20 protein-coding genes are annotated in these 18,430 nt (G+C 46.1%); 15 read left to right on the forward strand and 5 right to left on the reverse strand.

Annotated features, from left to right (window positions below):
* Positions 1-479: 479 nt before the first annotated feature.
* From nadC to priA, 5 genes are all read left to right on the forward strand, one after another.
* The gene (nadC, locus tag EOO49_RS14490; protein WP_290846930.1) at positions 480-1,337 is read left to right on the forward strand and encodes a carboxylating nicotinate-nucleotide diphosphorylase; all 858 of its coding nucleotides are present in this window, start codon (positions 480-482) and stop codon (positions 1,335-1,337) included.
* A gap of 155 nt (positions 1,338-1,492) precedes the next feature.
* Entirely contained in the window at positions 1,493-2,422 is a 930-nt protein-coding gene (locus tag EOO49_RS14495; protein WP_290846932.1) for a YihY/virulence factor BrkB family protein, read from the forward strand.
* Between the two features lie 166 nt (positions 2,423-2,588).
* Complete coding sequence (locus tag EOO49_RS14500) at positions 2,589-3,017, forward strand: DUF2147 domain-containing protein (protein WP_290846934.1); 429 nt, start codon at positions 2,589-2,591, stop codon at positions 3,015-3,017.
* A 4-nt stretch (positions 3,018-3,021) separates the two neighbouring features.
* A complete protein-coding gene (locus EOO49_RS14505; protein WP_290846936.1) occupies positions 3,022-3,489 on the forward strand; it encodes a hypothetical protein in 468 nt (155 codons plus the stop codon).
* Between the two features lie 64 nt (positions 3,490-3,553).
* On the forward strand, positions 3,554-6,007 hold the full coding sequence (priA, locus tag EOO49_RS14510) for a primosomal protein N' (protein WP_290846938.1): 2,454 nt from the start codon (positions 3,554-3,556) through the stop codon (positions 6,005-6,007).
* 203 nt (positions 6,008-6,210) lie between these two features.
* Here priA and EOO49_RS14515 read toward each other — a convergent pair whose 3' ends face one another.
* Positions 6,211-6,906, reverse strand: coding sequence for a LytTR family DNA-binding domain-containing protein (locus EOO49_RS14515; RefSeq protein ID WP_191020442.1), 696 nt, complete (start codon positions 6,904-6,906; stop codon positions 6,211-6,213).
* 170 nt (positions 6,907-7,076) lie between these two features.
* Here EOO49_RS14515 and rpsF point away from each other — a divergent pair, with 170 nt between their 5' ends.
* From rpsF to rplI, 3 genes are all read left to right on the forward strand, one after another.
* On the forward strand, positions 7,077-7,430 hold the full coding sequence (rpsF, locus tag EOO49_RS14520; protein ID WP_290846941.1) for a 30S ribosomal protein S6: 354 nt from the start codon (positions 7,077-7,079) through the stop codon (positions 7,428-7,430).
* Between the two features lie 5 nt (positions 7,431-7,435).
* Positions 7,436-7,732, forward strand: a complete 297-nt coding sequence (gene rpsR / locus EOO49_RS14525) for a 30S ribosomal protein S18 (protein WP_191020444.1) — start codon at positions 7,436-7,438, stop codon at positions 7,730-7,732.
* A 67-nt stretch (positions 7,733-7,799) separates the two neighbouring features.
* The gene (gene rplI, locus EOO49_RS14530) at positions 7,800-8,246 is read left to right on the forward strand and encodes a 50S ribosomal protein L9 (RefSeq protein WP_290846944.1); all 447 of its coding nucleotides are present in this window, start codon (positions 7,800-7,802) and stop codon (positions 8,244-8,246) included.
* Between the two features lie 237 nt (positions 8,247-8,483).
* Here rplI and EOO49_RS14535 read toward each other — a convergent pair whose 3' ends face one another.
* The gene (locus EOO49_RS14535) at positions 8,484-8,882 is read right to left on the reverse strand and encodes a VOC family protein (RefSeq protein ID WP_290846946.1); all 399 of its coding nucleotides are present in this window, start codon (positions 8,880-8,882) and stop codon (positions 8,484-8,486) included.
* 147 nt (positions 8,883-9,029) lie between these two features.
* Here EOO49_RS14535 and EOO49_RS14540 point away from each other — a divergent pair, with 147 nt between their 5' ends.
* Complete coding sequence (locus tag EOO49_RS14540) at positions 9,030-9,503, forward strand: DUF6495 family protein (protein WP_290846948.1); 474 nt, start codon at positions 9,030-9,032, stop codon at positions 9,501-9,503.
* On the opposite strand, the gene EOO49_RS14545 is transcribed toward EOO49_RS14540, so the two are convergent.
* Entirely contained in the window at positions 9,500-10,474 is a 975-nt protein-coding gene (locus tag EOO49_RS14545) for an endo alpha-1,4 polygalactosaminidase (RefSeq protein WP_290846950.1), read from the reverse strand. The two genes, EOO49_RS14540 and EOO49_RS14545, sit on opposite strands and share 4 nt — an antisense overlap.
* Before the next feature lie 585 nt (positions 10,475-11,059).
* On the opposite strand from EOO49_RS14545, the gene ligA reads away from it, so the two are divergent.
* The 4 genes from ligA to EOO49_RS14565 all read left to right on the forward strand — a co-directional run bounded on the left by ligA (position 11,060) and on the right by EOO49_RS14565 (position 15,204).
* The gene (gene ligA, locus EOO49_RS14550) at positions 11,060-13,057 is read left to right on the forward strand and encodes an NAD-dependent DNA ligase LigA (protein ID WP_290846952.1); all 1,998 of its coding nucleotides are present in this window, start codon (positions 11,060-11,062) and stop codon (positions 13,055-13,057) included.
* Positions 13,054-13,722, forward strand: a complete 669-nt coding sequence (locus EOO49_RS14555; RefSeq protein ID WP_290846954.1) for a lysoplasmalogenase family protein — start codon at positions 13,054-13,056, stop codon at positions 13,720-13,722. Before ligA ends, EOO49_RS14555 begins: the two co-directional genes overlap by 4 nt.
* A 69-nt stretch (positions 13,723-13,791) precedes the next feature.
* Entirely contained in the window at positions 13,792-14,481 is a 690-nt protein-coding gene (locus EOO49_RS14560) for a lysoplasmalogenase family protein (protein WP_290846956.1), read from the forward strand.
* 27 nt (positions 14,482-14,508) lie between these two features.
* The gene (locus EOO49_RS14565; protein ID WP_290846958.1) at positions 14,509-15,204 is read left to right on the forward strand and encodes a hypothetical protein; all 696 of its coding nucleotides are present in this window, start codon (positions 14,509-14,511) and stop codon (positions 15,202-15,204) included.
* Here the strand turns inward: EOO49_RS14565 and EOO49_RS14570 are convergent.
* A complete protein-coding gene (locus tag EOO49_RS14570) occupies positions 15,184-16,098 on the reverse strand; it encodes a bifunctional UDP-sugar hydrolase/5'-nucleotidase (RefSeq protein WP_290846960.1) in 915 nt (304 codons plus the stop codon). The genes EOO49_RS14565 and EOO49_RS14570 overlap by 21 nt on opposite strands.
* Before the next feature lie 3 nt (positions 16,099-16,101).
* The gene (locus tag EOO49_RS14575; RefSeq protein ID WP_290846962.1) at positions 16,102-16,896 is read right to left on the reverse strand and encodes a 5'-nucleotidase; all 795 of its coding nucleotides are present in this window, start codon (positions 16,894-16,896) and stop codon (positions 16,102-16,104) included.
* 33 nt (positions 16,897-16,929) lie between these two features.
* On the opposite strand from EOO49_RS14575, the gene EOO49_RS14580 reads away from it, so the two are divergent.
* Entirely contained in the window at positions 16,930-17,448 is a 519-nt protein-coding gene (locus EOO49_RS14580; RefSeq protein WP_290846964.1) for a hypothetical protein, read from the forward strand.
* A gap of 2 nt (positions 17,449-17,450) precedes the next feature.
* A complete protein-coding gene (gene dapA, locus EOO49_RS14585) occupies positions 17,451-18,350 on the forward strand; it encodes a 4-hydroxy-tetrahydrodipicolinate synthase (RefSeq protein WP_290846966.1) in 900 nt (299 codons plus the stop codon).
* Positions 18,351-18,430: the final 80 nt, after the last annotated feature.

The raw sequence follows: 18,430 nt of genomic DNA on the forward strand, positions 1-18,430 counted from the left end.
GCCTCTTTTACTCCGCAAGCTCCGTCAGTTCGCGTTGCTCGGGTCCAAATTTCAAGGCTGTCAGGTCGCGTTTTTGGTTCAGCCGCAAGGCCTTTTTGCTACTTTTGCGGCCAGGCAAAAGTAGTCCCGCGGAAGGCGACGAACTACAGCATCCGGCAGCGAAAGCTGCCGCAGACATAAAATGAGCGAAGCTCATTTTTTATTCGACACAGTGAGGCAATAATTTCCGGTTCCACAGGAGAAACTGAAGAAAAACATTTTGCGGCTAAAAGAAAATAGCCCGGATAACGGCAACTAGCCTTTCGCAGAAAAAACCGCATTTTTCTTAGGTTGCGACAGCGACCGAAGGAAGCTCGTTGCAACCTCCAGAAAAACCGGATTTTTAAAGAAAGCTAGTGCCAGTTAGCCGGAAAAAGCTCCAAAAAAGAGCGCGACACCTCGCAAAAAAAAACTGTATTTTAGCCCAACAATAAAACGCCATGATCTCACAAGACCAACTCCAGCAAGAATTCAATCTGATAATAAAAAACGCGTTGCGCGAAGATATAGGAGAAGGCGACCATAGTTCGTTGGCCTGCATCCCGGAAGAAGCCAAAGGTAAAGCAAGACTGCTGGTGAAAGACGAAGGCGTAATAGCCGGTGTGGATTTCGCCAAAATGATCTTCCATGAAGTGGATCCCGAACTCGAGATGGAAACCTTGATCGAAGACGGTTCGGAGGTAAAATACGGGGACGTGGTTTTCAGGGTTTCGGGAAGTTCACAATCGATCTTGAAAGCCGAAAGATTCGTGCTCAATTCGATGCAGCGCATGTCGGCGATAGCTACAAAAACAAAGAAGTATGTCGATTTACTTGAAGGCACAAACACCAAAATCCTCGATACGCGCAAAACGACTCCCGGAATCCGCGCGATCGAGAAATGGGCCGTGAAAATTGGCGGAGGCGAAAACCACAGGTTTGCATTGTATGACATGGTCATGCTGAAAGACAACCACATCGACTTTGCTGGCGGAATCGGTCTGGCGATCGAAAAAACCAAAAAATACCTGTCACAAAACGCGCTCGACCTAAAAATCATCGTCGAAGCCCGCAATTTGGACGAAGTTGCCCAAATCCTCGAAGCTGGCGGCGTTTTCAGAATCCTGCTCGACAACTTCGACTACGAAACCACGAAAGCTGCGGTGAAAATGATCGGAGACCAGTCACTGATGGAATCCTCGGGCAATATCAACGAAAAAACCATCCGGAATTATGCAGAATGCGGCGTCGACTATATTTCTTCGGGCGCTCTGACGCATTCGGTTTACAATATGGATTTGAGTCTGAAAGCGGAATAATTGATAATTAATTAATAATGAATAGTTAATAATGAATAATGAATAATGAATAATGAATAATGAATAATGAATGGAACACATTGGGGTTTCGACTGATTGTCACTTAATCCAGCTGCTAATTATTAATTGTTAATTATTACTTATTAATTGAAAAAATGTCCCACGAAATAGAAGCCAAAATCGAGAAAATCCCTGTCGTAAGAAACCTTGCGCGCCTCACCAAGCGCGTCAAATTGCGGTTCTTGCAAGGTTTGACGCTTTACGAGCTTATCGAGATCTATTTCGTCGGAATTGTAGAAGGTGCGCTCACATACCGCGCCGCCGCGATCTCGTTCAGCTTTTTCATGGCGCTTTTTCCGTTTTCGCTGTTTATCCTGAACTGCATTCCTTATATTCCTATCGACAATTTCCAGCAGGATTTCATGGATTTCGTGGCCCAGAATGTTCCGCCGAACACTTATGACGCGGTTTCCAAAATCCTGAACGACATCCTGAACAACTCGCATTCCGGATTGCTTTCCACCGGGGTCATCCTTTCGATTTTCCTCGCGGCCAATGGTTTGAACTCGATTCTGGGCGGATTCGAAACCTCGCATCACGTCTTGGTCAAACGCGGCTTTTTCCGTCAGTATTTCGTGGCGCTCGGCATGTCCATCATCTTGGTTTTCACACTTTTGTTCACCGTGGCGACGATAGTGACGCTTGAAGTTTTTCTGCAAAAGATCAAAATTACCGACATTTTCAGCGACACGATCCCAATTTTGGTCGTCACGCGCTACATCTTTTTGATGGCGATGATCCTGTTCACGGTTTCCATTTTGTTCAAGTTCGGAACCAAGCGAACGGGAAAGCGCGCCTTCATTTCGATAGGTTCGATCTTCACGACGATCCTCGTGATCATCGCGTCTTATTTCTTCGGGATCTGGGTTGTCCGCTTCTCGCGCTACAACGAATTGTACGGATCGATCGGCACATTATTGGTGCTAATGTTCTATATTTGGATCAACTGCATCGTACTGTTGCTGGGATTCGAGCTCAATGCGGCCGTGAATCGCGCCAAGCACAAACAGCTGCAACATTCCTGATTTTATAAGGAGCAAAATCCGGCTGACCCGCTTTTAGCTTTCTTGAAAACGACCGCTTTTTCTGCGTTTGAGACGAGCTTCCTTCGGTCGCTGTCGCAAAAGCGAAAAACCAGGCCGTTTCCTGCAAAAGGCTAACCGCTTGCATCCGGGCTAAAAAACCAAAGCCATGAAGAATCTTTTATCGCTGATCGCACTTGTATTCCTGACTTCGTTCACATCTCCGAATGCATCGGTAGTGGGAAAATGGAAAACCATAGACGACGAAACCGGAAAAGCCGTTTCCATTGTCGAAATCTATGAAAGCGGAGGCAAAGTCTACGGCAAAGTCCACGAGATACTGAATCCAGCCAACCGCAACCGCGTCTGTTCCAATTGCTCCGGATCGGACAAAAACAAGCCCATTCTGGGAATGGTAGTGATAAAAGGTCTTGTAAAAGACGGAACTGAATACAACGGCGGCAAAGTGCTCGATCCCAAAAACGGAAAACTCTACAAGTGTTACATCACGCTTGAGTCGGCAGACAAGCTCAAAGTGCGCGGCTACATCGGTGTTTCGCTTATCGGACGTTCGCAATATTGGTATCGCGTAAAATAACGAAATGGGATTCTTCGACAATTTCTTCAAAAAACCGGAGTTGGAATGCCCACGATGTCTTGGGAAAGGCGTCGTCGATTGGCAAGATATCCGCCGGTTGGACAGAATGCTCAAGTGGCTTCCTGGAAAATGTGCTTACTGCAAGGCATCGGGAAAAGTCACGAAGGAAATGCTGGCAAAAGTAGCCGTCGACAATTCGTATCTCACCGTCGACCGTCCTTATTTCGAACAGCAGAAAATCCGCGAAAGCGATGAAAATGCGCTCCATCGCAGCAAGGTCTATGACGAATTCCTCAACGGAATCATATCCTTTGTGGAAAAGCACTATTTTTCGGGCAACAAAAATCCCGAAAACATCGCCGATCTTTACGAAACGCAGGTTCCGAAATCAGAACTGTTTTGGCTCGAACGCGAAGGTTTGGTCGAGTACATCGAAAAAATAATCGAACACAAAATCGCTGGCTTGAACTGATTCAGGATTCGGCATTCATTTTTCAAAATCAACTATCTTTACGACTCTAAACTACAAGCCGTAAATGCCGTTTTTCGTCGAAGTCATCCTGCCGTTAAATCTCGCCAAAACCTTTACTTATAGCGTTTCCGATGTGGAATTTTACGCGATACGTCCTGGAATGCGGCTTGCCGTTCCATTTGGCAAGAACAGGATTTATACGGCTTTGGCTGTCGAGACACACGAAAATCCGCCTCAACTTTACGAGGCGAAACCTATTCAGCAAATCCTGGACGAAACGCCGATCGTCACCGAGAACCAACTCAGGCACTGGAATTGGATCGCGTCCTATTACATGTGCGCCATCGGCGATGTTTACCGCAGCGCGATGCCGTCGGCGTTGATTCTCGAAAGCGAGACCACGATTCAGCAAAACACCGACTTTTCTATTGACGCGAGCGAACTCTCGGACGAAGAATTCCTGATCTATCAAGCCTTACAGCAACAATCGTCTCTCACGGTTCACGAAATTTCCGCCATTTTGGGCAAAAAAAGCATTTTCCCTACACTTCGGAAAATGCTCGCCAAAAACGTGATTTTGCTTCAGGAAGAGATTTCGGAAACCTACAAACCAAAATTGGTGCGCTATATTCGGTTGCAACCCGAGTTCGAGCGAGCCGAAAACCTTCAGGAATTGCTCGAAATCCTCAAAAACGCGAGCAAACAGAAAGAATTGATATTACAGTATTTCCAAATCAAGGCGATCGACAAAAAGCCGATTTCGGTCAAGAGACTGCTCGAAAACATCGACGTATCGCAAGCCGCGGTGAAAGCTTTGGTCGACAAAGGCATTTTCGAGGAATATCAGTTGCAGCACGACCGCATCGATTTCGAAGACAGGCTTGAAAGCCGCGAATTGATTTTGTCCGTCGCCCAACAGAAGGCTTTCGACGAAATCAGCAAGTCGTTTGAAACCAAAGATGTGACGCTTTTGCACGGCATTACCGCCAGCGGCAAAACAGAGATTTACATCAAATTGATCGAGGAGTTTTTAGCCACGGGAAAACAGGTTTTGTACCTGTTGCCCGAAATCGCTTTGACAACACAGCTCGTCTCGCGTCTGACGGCGCATTTCGGCAATACCGTCGCGGTTTATCACTCCAAATATTCGAACAACGAACGCGTCGAGACCTGGAACCAGATTCTTTCGAATTCACAAAAGGCGCAAGTCGTGATCGGCGCGCGTTCGGCCCTATTTTTGCCTTTTCACGACCTTGGTTTCGTGATTGTGGACGAAGAACACGAACAGACTTTCAAGCAAGCCGATCCTGCACCGAGGTATCATGCGAGAGACGCGGCCATCGTGCTTGCCAACCAATTTAAGGCCAAGACGTTACTTGGTTCGGCGACGCCTTCGATCGAGACTTATTTCAACGCTCAAAACCAAAAGTACGGGCACGTCGATTTGAGCGAGCGCTATGGAAATGTGCTGCTTCCGGAGATCGAGGTCGTCGATTTAAAGGACAAATACTTCCGCAAGAAAATGTCTGGGCATTTCTCTGACACTTTGCTCGAGCACATTGCCGAAGCGCTTGCCTTGGGCGAACAAATCATTCTGTTCCAGAACCGTCGCGGGTTTTCACCTGTCGTAGAATGCCTGACCTGCGGACACGTCCCGCAATGTTCGAATTGCGACGTGAGCATGACCTATCACAAGGGAAAAGAGCAATTGCGTTGCCATTACTGCGGATCGTCGATGGCTTTTCCGCGACAGTGCCACGCCTGCCATTCTACAGATTTGACCACCAAAGGTTTCGGAACCGAACAAATCCAGCACGAACTCGAGGAACTGTTCCCGAATGCGAAAATCGGGAGAATGGATCAGGACACGACGCGCGGGAAATTCGGATTCGAAAAGATCATCGACAGTTTCAAGGAACGCGAGGTCGATATTCTCGTTGGAACGCAAATGCTGGCGAAAGGGCTTGATTTCGATAACGTCAGCCTTGTCGGAATCATGAACGCCGACAATATGTTGTACCATCCGGATTTTCGGGCGTTCGAGAGAAGTTACCAGTTGATGACGCAGGTTTCGGGTAGGGCAGGGCGCTCTTCCAAACGCGGAAAGGTGGTCATCCAGACGTATAATCCGTATCACAACGTCATCGGTCAGGTAACGGCCGGCGACTACCTCGGCATGTTTTCGGAACAGTTGTACGAGCGCAAAATCTACAAGTATCCGCCGTATTTCAAGTTGATCCGGCTTACTTTGAAGCATCGGGATTTCGACAAACTCAAACAAGGTTCGCAATGGCTTGCATCGGTCTTGACCCAAAATCTTGAGATGCCGGTTTTAGGGCCTGAAGAACCGCCGATTGCGCGCATCCGCAATGAATACATCCGCACTATAATGGTCAAGATTCCGAACGACAAGCCGCTTGGCAACACCAAACGCACGATCCGCAAGGTTTTGGACAGTTTTGAGTCTGTGGCGCACTTTCGGGCCATCAAGGTTGTCGTGAATGTGGATTTTTATTGAATAAGTGCCGAGTATGAGGTGACTGATTTCCTGACATGTTGCGTCCGGACGATCTTGTAGGCAATGGCAAAGCTTTGATGATTTAAAGAACTTTATTGGATTGTTTGTGCATGGATTGAAATTTGCCCGGGCACTCAGGAACTCCGACCTCAAAAAAAAACCGCCGATTCGAAAATCAGCGGTTCTAGATATGTGCAAGACCATCACGCGATCGCGAGTGCTCGGATCAAATCGTCTTTTTTGTTTCGGCTTAGCGGAATCTTGGTTACACCGATCTCGGCGAACTTACTGTTGAAACGCTCAACCTTGTCTATATTTATGATATAGGATTTGTGTACGCGGATGAATTTGTCTTTAGAAAGATCTTTCTCGAATGACTTCATCGTCGACAGAACCAGGTTGCTGTCTTCTTCGGTTACCACTTTTACGTAATCTCCGAAAGCTTCGATCCATTTGATCTTGTTCGTGTACACTTTCAGTTTCTTAAGATTACTCTTAATAAAAATGTGTTCTCCTTCTTCTTCCTGATTTTCACGCTTTAACATGTGGAAATCCATAGCGCGTTTTACTGATGCGTTGAAACGGTCTACGGCGATTGGCTTCTGTAGGTAGTCTGTAGCGTCGTAATCGAACGCTTTCATAGCATATTCGGCCTTTGACGTGATGAAAATGATTTGGGGTTTCACTTTCAATCCGTCCAAAAAGTCGAATCCGGAAATAACTGGCATCTCGATATCCAGGAAGATAAGGTCTACCGTGTGGACAGACATGCAGTTTTTGGCCTCAATAGCATTGGAAAAATCGCCCACTAAATGTAGGTTGGGGTGATTATTCACTAACTTTGCGATGATCATCCGCTGGATCGAACTGTCATCTACAACGACACAATTTAACTTCATAATTCTTATTTATTATAGATTTGGTAAAGCGAAAATATATAGTTTTTTCTAACCAGCCTAACATTAATCGGATTTTTTTGCAGTTTACCGAATAAAGTGGTATTCTACTTGCATATTAAAATAGAATCATTACTTTTGCACTCATTTTTAATAAATCAAATTTTCAATTTATGAATCATTACGAAACTGTTTTCATTTTGAATCCCGTTTTATCTGACGTTCAGGTAAAGGAAACAGTGAGCAAGTTCAAGGATTTCCTTACTTCTAGAGGAGCTGAATTTGTTGCTGAAGAGGATTGGGGCCTAAAAAAATTGGCTTACGAGATCCAACACAAGAAAAGTGGTTTTTACCACATGTTCGAATTCACGGCGCCGGGAGAGATCCTTTTGCCATTCGAAACTGAGTTCCGTCGCGACGAGCGCGTTATGCGTTTCCTGACTGTCACTCTTGACAAGCACGCGATCTCTTGGGCCGAAAGAAGAAGAGCAAAACAAAAAAATTCAGCAGCAACCACTAACGCTTAATCACAATGGCTAATCTAGAGCAATCAGCAAAAGGGAAAAAAGACGGGGATATCAGATATCTTACGCCTTTGAACATTGAGACGAACAAGCAGAAAAAATACTGCCGTTTCAAAAAATCAGGTATCAAATATGTGGACTACAAAGACCCGGATTTCTTGTTGAAATTCGTAAACGAGCAAGGAAAAATCCTTCCGCGTCGTCTTACAGGTACTTCATTGAAATACCAAAGAAAAGTGTCTGTAGCCGTGAAACGCGCCCGTCACTTGGCACTTATGCCATACGTAGCAGATTTGCTGAAATAAATTTCTAACATAGTTGTTGGTTTTCCGTAAAGCCGGAACCTAACTTCTTTAACAAAAGGACATCAACATGGAATTGATCTTGAAACAAGACGTTCAAAATTTGGGTTTCAAAGACGATATCGTAACAGTTAAGCCTGGATACGGACGTAACTTTTTGATCCCGCAAGGATTTGCTTCTTTGGCAACTCCGTCAGCTAAAAAAGTTTTGGCTGAGAATTTGAAACAAAAAGCACACAAGGAAGCGAAATTGGTTTCTGATGCGAAATCATTGTCTGAAACTTTGAGAGCGCTTGACATCAAAATCACTGCAAAAGCAGGTGGCGAGAAATTGTTTGGTTCTGTAACCAATGCAGACATCGCCGAAGCTCTTGAGAAAGCTGGTCAACCAATCGACCGTAAATACATTACTTCTGGTATCGTGAAAAGAACCGGTAAATATTCTGCAAGCGTTCGTTTGCACCGCGAAGTGATCGTAGACCTTCCTTACGAGATCGTTGCTGAAGCACAAGCTTGATCAAAATCTGGTTATATCGAAAAGCCTTCTCTTTATGGGAAGGTTTTTTTTTGGAGTGCCTGAGGTAAAAAGTTCCTGAGAGGAAAAAGTGCCTGAGGTAAAAAGTGCCTGAGTTAAAAAGTTCCTGAGAGGAAAAAGTGTCCGAAAGAAAAAGTTCCTGAGAGGCGAAGTGTCTAAGCTTTTGATTTTCCGAGTCGCAGACTCGGTCACACAACTCGCGAAGTCAAAGACTTCGCTCTACATCCCAGGCCAATACAAAACATTATACTTATGCCCATCCAAATCCGAAAAGCAAAAAGTATAGCCTTCCAGATAATCCTGAGGTTCCGAAACCACATCACCGCCGGCTTCCAAAATAATTTCTTTCCAATGATCGACTTCATCCTTGGTATCGGCCGAAAGCGAAAACAGCATCTCACTCTGTCCTGACCATTTCCCGATTTCGGCATTGACGCTTGTATCGACTTCAGAGCGTTTAAAGAAATTCAGGATAAAATCAGAATTTCCTACAGCGAAACTCACGAGTTTGTCCGAAGTCATTTCTCTATTAGGCCTAAAGCCCAAAGCTTTGTAAAAAGTTGCGGTGCGTTTCAGATCTTCAACGGCCAGATTCGCCCAAATCATCCTGATTTTCATATTGCGGGATTTTTGTATCAGAAAAGGTACGAAGACAAATCGCATCCGATCTTTCAAAACAAGCATCAAATGTGGTGTTTTTCGGCACATCAAAAATAAATCCCGACCTTTGCGTCCAAAAAAAAACTCAGGAACTCAGGCACTCCCATGAAATACACCCGACTCACCAAAGAACAACTCGAAGAACTGCATCCGGAATTCATCAATTTCCTGGCGACACAATCGATCGACAAAAAAGAATGGGACAAGATCAAGCAGGAAAAGCCGCAGGTGGCCGAACAAGAGCTCGACGTTTTTTCTGAACTGATTTGGGAAGGCGTTCTGAACCGGGCCGAATATCTCGAACATTTCTCGAAGTCGCACGGATTTTTGTTCCATTGCGCCGAAACGCACATCCATTCGATCATTTTGCAAGTGCAGGACAAGTCTGTTGATTTGCTCACGCGCGAAGGCTTGCAATTCCTGTCCGAAAATATGTTCACCGACAAAATCGAGATCAAGACTGGGAAAAAAGAATACGATAAAGAGCGAAATGCCGCCATTTTCGATTTGATCCAACAAGGCGCCTTTTTGTCAGACGGACGTTTCTACAACGAACTTTTCAAGATCATCAACTCCTAATCCTCGAAATACTCGAAAGCGTCGATGATGTCGAGGTAGACGCCATCGAATCCGGCGTTCAGAACTTTTGTCAGATACGAATCTGGATTTCCGTAGACGATATGCTGCCAACTCGGATCCCAATATTTGACTTTATAATTTCCGGGCCAATCAGGATTTTCCCTTTCCATCCAACCTGGATGCAGGTTCGTCCACGAAGGATTCCAGTAGTAGCGATAGTTTTCGGCTTCCCCAATCGACATATAGCAAACAAGCATTCGCTCGCCTCCGTTGGCTTTGTATTTCAGTTGGGCGATTTCTTCAGCGGTGAAAATCTGGTCTTCGAAAAACAAATCCATGATTATCACGTCATAATTCGTCTGCGAAACCTGGGCGATAAAATCATTTTTGGACGCAAAGGTTTCGCTGTCGATCAAAAATAGGAAATTTTTGGCTTGGGAAAGCGTCGTGATGTTTTCTGAATTCACCTGATGCGGCGCTATTGAAGGAATCACGTTCAATTGGCGCTCGATTGCTGCATACGACAAATAACCCGCATCGGCATTTTTCGCATCCGAATCCGCAATCTTGTTCGGCGAATAACAGTAATCGGTCACCAAAATCGTTTTGCCCGCGTTCTTGGAGATGTTCAACAAATTCTTGAGGTAATTCGTCTTGCTCGAAGAAGTCGCCTGATTGTCGCTGTTGTAGCCGTAAAACAAATCTTCCTGTCCGTTTCCGTCGATCGCGTTCAGATAGTCCGTTGCCGGATTTGTCCCGCCGATGCTCACAAGTTCGATCCCATTTTGCGGGATGATCGCAAAGTCAGGATTCACGGCCTTCGCAGACTCACTGATCCCGATCACGAAATCGCGCATTTGCTGGCGATAGACGGTTTCCTCGGCCGAATTGTCGATCGAGTCCTCATCGAGTGATTCGGTCGCGCACGAAAACGCGAAAAAGGCGAGTGGCAGCAGGAAAAGTCTGTTCATTTGGATGGCGTTTCTGGTATAGTATAACTTGAAATTGTCCAAATTTATTTCATTGCGCCCGAAAGATTGGAAAATTGGCAGTAAAAATTTGGGCGTTGCCGCGACTGGCGAAATCTTGTTTCCGAAAACCAAAATCAGGTCGCGGCCGGGCTTTCGGCACTCGCTACGGCTTTTGCTGGTCGCAAAGCCGTGAGCTTAAACAAATGCCTCAATCCCTAACGCGGCAATTGAGTTCGTTTACAAAAATCGGTGGAATCGTATTTCTCGTCCGAAAAATCGGCGTTGATCCGAAAAATCTGCGTTGATCCGAAAAATCTGCGTTGATTCGAAAAATCTGCGTTGATCCGTGAAATCAGTTTGCATCCGCGTTCCTGGAAAATCACGGCAATCGGCCATCGGTTACAACCTGACACGTCTTTAAGACCTGACAGGTCTAAAACTGTCGCCCTTCGAATAAAGTTTGCCCAATCCGCGAATCGGAGCGTCCAAAATCTCCCAATCTGTAAATCCCAAAACCGGAAAATCTGCCAATCCAAAATCCAAAACCCAAAACCTTTTTCTAAATTGCGGCAAATTCCAATTTCCATGGACGTTTCCCAAACCATACAAGCCTTGCGCGCCGAACTCGAGCAGCACAATTACAACTATTACGTGCTCGACAATCCGACGATTTCTGACTTCGACTTCGACCGAAAGCTCAGCGAACTTCAGGATCTGGAAGCGAAACATCCGGAATTTTTCGACGAGAATTCGCCAACCCAAAGAGTAGGAGGCGGACTTACGAAGAATTTCGAGACAGTCGTGCACGAACGCCGCATGTATTCGCTCGACAATTCGTACTCGAAAGAAGACGTGCTTGATTGGGAAGCCAGGATCCGTCGTGCTTTGGGCGATATTCCGGTGGAATACACCTGTGAGCTGAAATATGACGGAGCGTCGATTTCAATTACCTATGAAAACGGAAAACTCAAGCAAGCCCTAACGCGTGGCGACGGATTTCAGGGCGATAACGTCACGACGAACATCAAGACGATCCGGTCGGTGCCTTTGCAGTTGAAAGGCGATTTTCCGGAAAAGTTCGAAATCCGCGGTGAGATAATTTTGCCGCTTGCCGGATTCGAGAAAATGAACAACGATCTGGTTGAGCTCGGCCTTCCGACTTACGCCAATCCCAGAAATACAGCTTCAGGAAGTCTCAAATTGCAGGACAGTTCCGAAGTTTCAAAACGTCCGCTCGATTGTCTTTTGTATACTGTCGTTGCCGACAGATTGCCATTCGCCACACACTTCGAAGGCTTGGAAGCCGCGCGTCGTTGGGGTTTCAAAGTTCCGAAGGAAGCGATTCTGGCCAAAAACGTAGACGAGGTTTTCGAGTTTCTAGATTATTGGGACACACACCGCCACAATCTTCCCTATGAAACCGACGGTGTCGTGATCAAGGTCAACAGTTTTCACTATCAGGACGAACTCGGTTATACCGCAAAAGCTCCGCGTTGGGCAATCGCGTACAAATTCAAGTCGGAACAGGTCTCGACACGTCTGAACTCGATCTCGTATCAGGTCGGAAGAACGGGCGCGATCACGCCTGTCGCGAATCTGGAACCCGTCCAACTTGCCGGAACGATCGTGAAACGCGCGTCCTTGCACAACGCCGACCAAATCCAAAAACTCGACGTTCGCGTAAACGACGAGGTTTTTGTCGAAAAGGGCGGAGAAATCATCCCCAAAATCATCGCGGTCGATTTGAGCAAACGTCCTGAGAACACGCATCCGACGCAATACATCACGCAGTGTCCGGAATGTCAGACCGAACTCAAACGCGTTCCCGGAGAAGCCCAGCATTACTGTCCGAATTTCTACGGATGTCCGCCGCAAATCATCGGACGCATCCAACATTACATCTCAAGAAAAGCCATGGACATCGAAGGTCTTGGCGGAGAAACCGTGGCGCTTTTGTTCCAGAACGGACTCGTTCACAACTATGCCGATCTGTACGATTTGTCGGTTGCCCAAGTGATTCCTCTCGAGCGAATGGCCCAAAAATCGGCGGAGAATCTGGTCAATGGCATCGAAAAATCGAAGGAAATCCCTTTTGAACGCGTTTTGTATGCGCTCGGAATCCGCTACGTCGGGGAAACCGTGGCCAAAAAACTCGCCAAGCATTACAAGACTATCGACGCTTTGGCGGGCGCGACTTTGCAAGATTTAGTGAATGTAGACGAAATCGGGGAAAGGATCGCCCAAAGCGTGATGGACTTTTTCCAGAATCCCGAAAATAGAGAGATTGTCGACCGACTCAGGAATTACGGCGTGCAACTCGAGGCGATCGAGCGCGTGAATCCAAATGCGACCAATAAACTCGAAGGAAAAATCTTTGTCGTATCGGGCGTTTTCGAGAACTTTTCACGTGACGGCATCAAAGTCGCGATCGAAGATAACGGCGGAAAAGTAGGAAGTTCGATATCGGCCAAAACCGATTTTGTGGTCGCAGGAGAAAATATGGGACCGGCGAAACTTGAGAAAGCTACGAAACTGGGCGTAAAAATCCTGTCTGAAAACGAATTCGCCAAGATTCTCGAATGAGGACAGAAAAACCAGCTATAATCTTATATTTCATTGCTTGCGCGGTGGCCGTTTTCGCGACGATCATCAAGAGCGAAACGTTGCTGATAATCTCGAAACCCATCGTGATTCCGGCGATTTTGTTTTATTACCTTTCGGTCAAAAAGGGCAAGTTCAACATTTGGTACGGCATATTCCTGATGCTGACTTTTATTGGCGATACAGTGGTTTTGCTCGAACTCAAAGGCGCGACGATCTACATTATTTTGCCCTACTTGCTTTCTTATCTGATCTTATTGAGCTTTATCATACGAGACAATGCCGATCTCAGGTTCAGCAAATCAGGGCTCGTGGTTGGGCTTTTTGTGTTCGGTTTGATATTCGGATCGGGGTTTGCTTTGATCAGTTTCTTCGATCCGCAACATCGTCCGCTTGAACTTCCCGTGACGATTTACGGATTTATCCTGGCCTTGCAGGCGAGTTTGTCCACCTATCACATACACATGAGCAATTCGAACATGTCTTTTTACATGGCGATGACGGCTTTGTTCAATTGCGTTTCCGACATCTTCTTCGTGATTTTCATGTTGATAATCCCAACGCCCGAGTTCTTGCCATTGGACATTGCATTACAAATTTTTTCGTATTACTTTGTCATAAAATATTTTATTTATCGCAAGAATTAACATAATTTTTTATCTACATTTGAGTAGCCACTCAATCCTGACAACCTGCTAATGCCTTAAAATCGGCAAATGGAAAAAATTACCCGTTCGGTTGTCGTCACAATTTTCATCGTGGCTTACTGTTGTGTTTCAGGTGTTGAAATCCTGGGCGAATACTTTTACGACGAGCCGCTTATTTGGGTTACCAAACCGTTCATGAATCCGCTTTTGGTGCTTATTTACTGGCTGTCTTCGAGAAAGGTGAATTTTGTTTTTCTTCTGGCATTGGTTTTCAGTTGGATCGCCAATATGTTCTTTATCAGCAGATCGCTCGAAAGTGTCGCCACCGGCGCTTACATATTCGTGGGTTACCGCGTTCTGGTCATTTACGTTGTGCTGCGTTCGATAAAATTTCCGGGTTGGATTCCGATTTTTCTTGGAAGTCTGCCTTTCGTGTTCATCTATTTGTATGTGGTCAACGTTTCGCACGAGGCCATAGGCGACGGACTGTTCATGTTCGTGCTGCAAGGTCTGTTCATTTCCTTTCTCGGCGGACTCGCTGTGGGAAATTATGTTTTGAGATCTGACGTGGGAAGTACGTTATTGCTGATAAGTACGATGATGTTCGCCTTTACGCAATTCCTGTTCGTGATCAGATTGTACTACCTGAATCTCAACGTGTTTCAGGCGCTGGCGATGTTGCTGTTTGCCATCGGCCAATTCATTCTTTGTAAATTCGTTTTGCGGGCCGAAAGCAGTGAAGAACTGCTTCCGGTGTAATCCTTCCAAATTCCAAATCACGGGCGTATGGCCTTGAATCGCGACAATATCGGCCCAATAGTTTTGACGGCGCTGTACTTTATCGTTTCGGTGAGCGAGGTCATTTGCGAGCTCTTGGTCTACAGGCCGCTGATTTTCGTGTTGAAACCGCTGATGCCATTTTTGTTGATGGTCTTGTATTTTGTGGTTTCCGACCGAAAAAATGTCTTGTTTTTCTTCGTGATGACGCTATCGCTGATAACCAACGTGCTGTTCATTCCAGATTCCAAAACCTACTTGTTTTACGGATTGGTGGTTTTTCTCGTACATCGGATATTGCTTCTGTACTACATGATGCGATTGCTCAAACTCAGGGATTTCATTCCGGCCATCATCGCCACGATTCCTTTCCTGATGGTGTTTTTCTACACTTTCATGATCACCAACGGCATTCCGGAAGAAAGTTTTTTCGTGCTGATTTTCCAGAATATCCTGATTTCCGTGATCTGCGGAATTTCGTTTTCCCATTACATCATGCACGACGACAAGCGCAATTCCTGGCTGCTTTTGTGCGGAATTCTTTTCGGATGTTTGCACTTCATCGTGTTTGTGGAAAAGTTTTACCTAAGTGGATTTTCCCCGATCATTTTCCGACCGCTCGCCATGGGATTGAACGCGATGGCATTTTACACGTTCTATGAATTCGTGGTCGCGACCGAAAAATCAAACGGAAATGACGCGTGAAGCATTGTCGCGTTTTCCATTTTCGAAGTAAAAATCGATGCGTCCCAAGTTGATTCCGTAACAACCTGTCTGATTTACCAAAACGTCCTTTCCGACCGCGTTTTTTACGACCGTCGGACGTTCCAGAAAGGTATGTGTGTGTCCGCCGATGATCAAATCGATATCTTGGGTTTGGGCCGCCAATTTGAGATCGGAAACTTTGTTGGATTCGTTTTTGTAGTCGTATCCGATATGCGAAAGCGCGATGACCAGATCGCATTTCTCCTTGTCTTTCAACTGACGGACCACGTCCTGGGAAACGCCGATCGGGTCGAGATATTTGGTCTCTTTGTAGTTTCGCTTGTCGACCAATCCGGCCAATTCGATGCCAAGTCCAAAAATGCCGATCTTGATTCCGTCCTTTATGAAAATTTTGTAAGGTTTCACGATTCCGTCGAGGATCGTCTTCGAAAAATCGTAGTTCGCCGATACGAAATTGAAATTCGCATTCGGTAATTGCTTGTAAAAGCCTTCGATGCCGTTGTCGAAATCGTGGTTGCCAAGCGTTCCCAGATCGTAACCCATCATGCTCATGAGCTTGATTTCGAGTTCGCCTCCGTAATAATTGAAATAAGGCGTTCCCTGAAAAATGTCGCCCGCGTCGAGCAAAAGCGTATTCGGGTTTTCCTTTCGGATGCTTTCGATGATCGCCGCACGTCTTGCCACGCCGCCTTTGTTGGGATTTTTCGGATGATCTGCCGGAAACGGATCGATATACGAATGCACGTCGTTCGTGTGAAGTATCGTGAGGTGTTTCCTGTCTGAAACCGATGCGAAACTCTGCAAGGAAAGTCCGCCGACGGCCGCAAATGCCGTTCCGGCAACGCTTTTCTGTAAAAAACTTCTTCGTTCCATGGCTTATTTTTCGACGGTGATTCTTGGGTTTTCCGGAGCGGTTATCGTGGTTGCTTCCCTGAAATAATCGATCAGCACATTCCTGAGTTTGTAATCGAGCGCATACGATTTTCCGCTTTTGGCAAAAAACGTCATGTTGTCGCCGCCCATATACAGATAGTCGTTCGTGACACAATAATAGGTGCGGTTCGCCTCAAGCGGTTTTCCGGCGATGATCACTTCTTTGGCCTGTCCGTCTTTTCCGATCGTGAAAGAAATGCCCGAAACCGGATGCGGTTTTTTTTCGGCGATTATATAGGTGATCATTTCCAGAAGCTGTTCCGAGTTCATTTCGGCCACGATACACGAATTCTCGAAAGGCATGATTTCGAAAGCCGTTTTCATCGTGACGTTTCCGGCCGGGATGATCGATCGCACGCCGCCTGCGTTCAACATGCAAAAATCAAGGTGTTTTTGCTGTCTTTTGTAGAAAACCGAATCGCATTTGCGCAACGTCACATCTGCAAACAAATTCCCGATAGGCGTTTGCCATTGTCCCGATTTGTCAAGTGTGACGGGAGCGACTGCCAAAACAACGCTCATGTCGGCTTCTATGTGCTCGCGGTAAGGCTTGATGAAGGCGTCGATTTTTGCGTCCTGTCCGTTGGTCGCCGTAACCGGAATTTCCCTGCCTTCAACCCGCGTGACGACCGCTTTTTTAGATCCGCACGAAATGACACAACAAAATGTTAATAATAAAACAAAGGCTTTCACGGCAACGCGAGAGTTTTTTAGCTTTACCGTCCACGAATCAACCATTATCGATAAATTTACAAACAGGGTAAAAGTACTATGTTTTCGAGCTCGCTGAAGAACCTTTTCACGAAAAAAATCGTTAAAAAAAGCCTGTCCAATGTTAAGCCGGGCGCTTCGGACGACAAGGTAAAAACCGTTGGTATCGTATTCGACGAAAGTTACTTCAACGAGAAAGATGCTATCGTGCAAGCGTTGGAAAGCGAAGGGATTTTACCGCAAAACATCACGATTTTGGTTTTCAAAAACAGGATAAGGAAGAACGAGACCTTCGATTATCCGGTTTTTAGCCACAAAGATTTGAGCTGGCGGGCAACTTTCCGAAATTCCCACGTTAGGGAGTTCATCGAAAAGCCGTTCGATCTGCTCGTCAATTATTACGATGTCGAGAAATCAGCTTTGCTTGTCGTGTCGAATCTGTCGAAAGCGGTCTTTAAGGTCGGGTTCGCGTCCGTAAGCAAAAAACTGAACCATTTCATGATCGACACGCATGCCGAAAACCACGAGGTTTTTATGTCGGAATTGTCCAAATACTTGAAAATACTTAACAAACTATAACCATGCAATCACTAATAGGAACAGGCGTTGCCCTCGTCACTCCATTCAGGAAAGACTTTTCGGTCGATGTCGAAGCGCTCGTGCGTATCGTCGATTTCCAGATCGAAAACGGCATAGATTACCTTGTCGTTTTAGGAACGACCGGCGAAAGCGCAACGCTGACCAAATCTGAGAAAGAACTTGTGATCCAAACCGTGATCGAGGCCAACAAACGGAGATTGCCGTTGGTTTTGGGCGTCGGCGGAAACAATACTGCCGAAGTCGTCGAAGAACTTCAAACCCGCGATTTGTCTGACTTTGCGGCCGTGCTGTCGGTTTCTCCGTTTTACAACAAACCGACCCAGGAAGGCATTTACCAACATTTCAAGGCCGTAGCCGAAGCTTCGCCGATTCCCGTAATCTTGTACAACGTTCCGGGAAGAACCGCAAGCAATATGGCGCCATCGACCGTAATCAGGCTTGCCAACGATTTCGACAATGTCGTGGCGATCAAGGAAGCCGCGGGCGATATTGTCCAGGCGATGCGTCTTATCCAAAACAAACCGAAAGACTTTCTCGTGATTTCAGGAGACGATGCCATCACGTTGCCAATGGTTCTGGCCGGCGGAAGCGGCGTGATTTCGGTCATTGCCGAAGGTTTTCCGAGACAGTTTTCAGATATGGTAAGATTGGCGCTCGACAGGAAAGTGGATGAGGCGAACCAAATCCATTACGACCTTCTAGATGCGATCGACATGATCTTCGAACAGGGCAATCCGGCTGGTATCAAAGAGGTTTTCAAGACGCTTGGTTTAAGCGAAAACGTGGTGCGTCTGCCGCTTGTGAGCGCGACCGAAGATCTCGCGCGGCGCCTTTCGGATTTTACCAGAAAAGCAGCCGAAAGCAGCAAAGCCACTGCTTGATCCAAGACTGAAAATTAAATTTTGCCGTACTGATAATATGACTACCTTTGCGGTTGGTTTTCAAACGGCTGGAAACCTCG

Origin of the sequence: Flavobacterium sp. (assembly GCF_004295795.1) — a bacterium.
Lineage (GTDB): Bacteria > Bacteroidota > Bacteroidia > Flavobacteriales > Flavobacteriaceae > Flavobacterium.

What these genes read in the sequence shown, in the direction of transcription:
- nadC (WP_290846930.1), top strand. Translation starts at nt 480, where the DNA reads ATGATCTCACAAGACCAACTCCAGCAAGAATTCAATCTGATAATAAAA.
- EOO49_RS14495 (WP_290846932.1), top strand. Translation starts at nt 1,493, where the DNA reads ATGTCCCACGAAATAGAAGCCAAAATCGAGAAAATCCCTGTCGTAAGA.
- EOO49_RS14500 (WP_290846934.1), top strand. Translation starts at nt 2,589, where the DNA reads ATGAAGAATCTTTTATCGCTGATCGCACTTGTATTCCTGACTTCGTTC.
- EOO49_RS14505 (WP_290846936.1), top strand. Translation starts at nt 3,022, where the DNA reads ATGGGATTCTTCGACAATTTCTTCAAAAAACCGGAGTTGGAATGCCCA.
- priA (WP_290846938.1), top strand. Translation starts at nt 3,554, where the DNA reads ATGCCGTTTTTCGTCGAAGTCATCCTGCCGTTAAATCTCGCCAAAACC.
- EOO49_RS14515 (WP_191020442.1), bottom strand. Translation starts at nt 6,906, where the DNA reads ATGAAGTTAAATTGTGTCGTTGTAGATGACAGTTCGATCCAGCGGATG.
- rpsF (WP_290846941.1), top strand. Translation starts at nt 7,077, where the DNA reads ATGAATCATTACGAAACTGTTTTCATTTTGAATCCCGTTTTATCTGAC.
- rpsR (WP_191020444.1), top strand. Translation starts at nt 7,436, where the DNA reads ATGGCTAATCTAGAGCAATCAGCAAAAGGGAAAAAAGACGGGGATATC.
- rplI (WP_290846944.1), top strand. Translation starts at nt 7,800, where the DNA reads ATGGAATTGATCTTGAAACAAGACGTTCAAAATTTGGGTTTCAAAGAC.
- EOO49_RS14535 (WP_290846946.1), bottom strand. Translation starts at nt 8,882, where the DNA reads ATGAAAATCAGGATGATTTGGGCGAATCTGGCCGTTGAAGATCTGAAA.
- EOO49_RS14540 (WP_290846948.1), top strand. Translation starts at nt 9,030, where the DNA reads ATGAAATACACCCGACTCACCAAAGAACAACTCGAAGAACTGCATCCG.
- EOO49_RS14545 (WP_290846950.1), bottom strand. Translation starts at nt 10,474, where the DNA reads ATGAACAGACTTTTCCTGCTGCCACTCGCCTTTTTCGCGTTTTCGTGC.
- ligA (WP_290846952.1), top strand. Translation starts at nt 11,060, where the DNA reads ATGGACGTTTCCCAAACCATACAAGCCTTGCGCGCCGAACTCGAGCAG.
- EOO49_RS14555 (WP_290846954.1), top strand. Translation starts at nt 13,054, where the DNA reads ATGAGGACAGAAAAACCAGCTATAATCTTATATTTCATTGCTTGCGCG.
- EOO49_RS14560 (WP_290846956.1), top strand. Translation starts at nt 13,792, where the DNA reads ATGGAAAAAATTACCCGTTCGGTTGTCGTCACAATTTTCATCGTGGCT.
- EOO49_RS14565 (WP_290846958.1), top strand. Translation starts at nt 14,509, where the DNA reads ATGGCCTTGAATCGCGACAATATCGGCCCAATAGTTTTGACGGCGCTG.
- EOO49_RS14570 (WP_290846960.1), bottom strand. Translation starts at nt 16,098, where the DNA reads ATGGAACGAAGAAGTTTTTTACAGAAAAGCGTTGCCGGAACGGCATTT.
- EOO49_RS14575 (WP_290846962.1), bottom strand. Translation starts at nt 16,896, where the DNA reads ATGGTTGATTCGTGGACGGTAAAGCTAAAAAACTCTCGCGTTGCCGTG.
- EOO49_RS14580 (WP_290846964.1), top strand. Translation starts at nt 16,930, where the DNA reads ATGTTTTCGAGCTCGCTGAAGAACCTTTTCACGAAAAAAATCGTTAAA.
- dapA (WP_290846966.1), top strand. Translation starts at nt 17,451, where the DNA reads ATGCAATCACTAATAGGAACAGGCGTTGCCCTCGTCACTCCATTCAGG.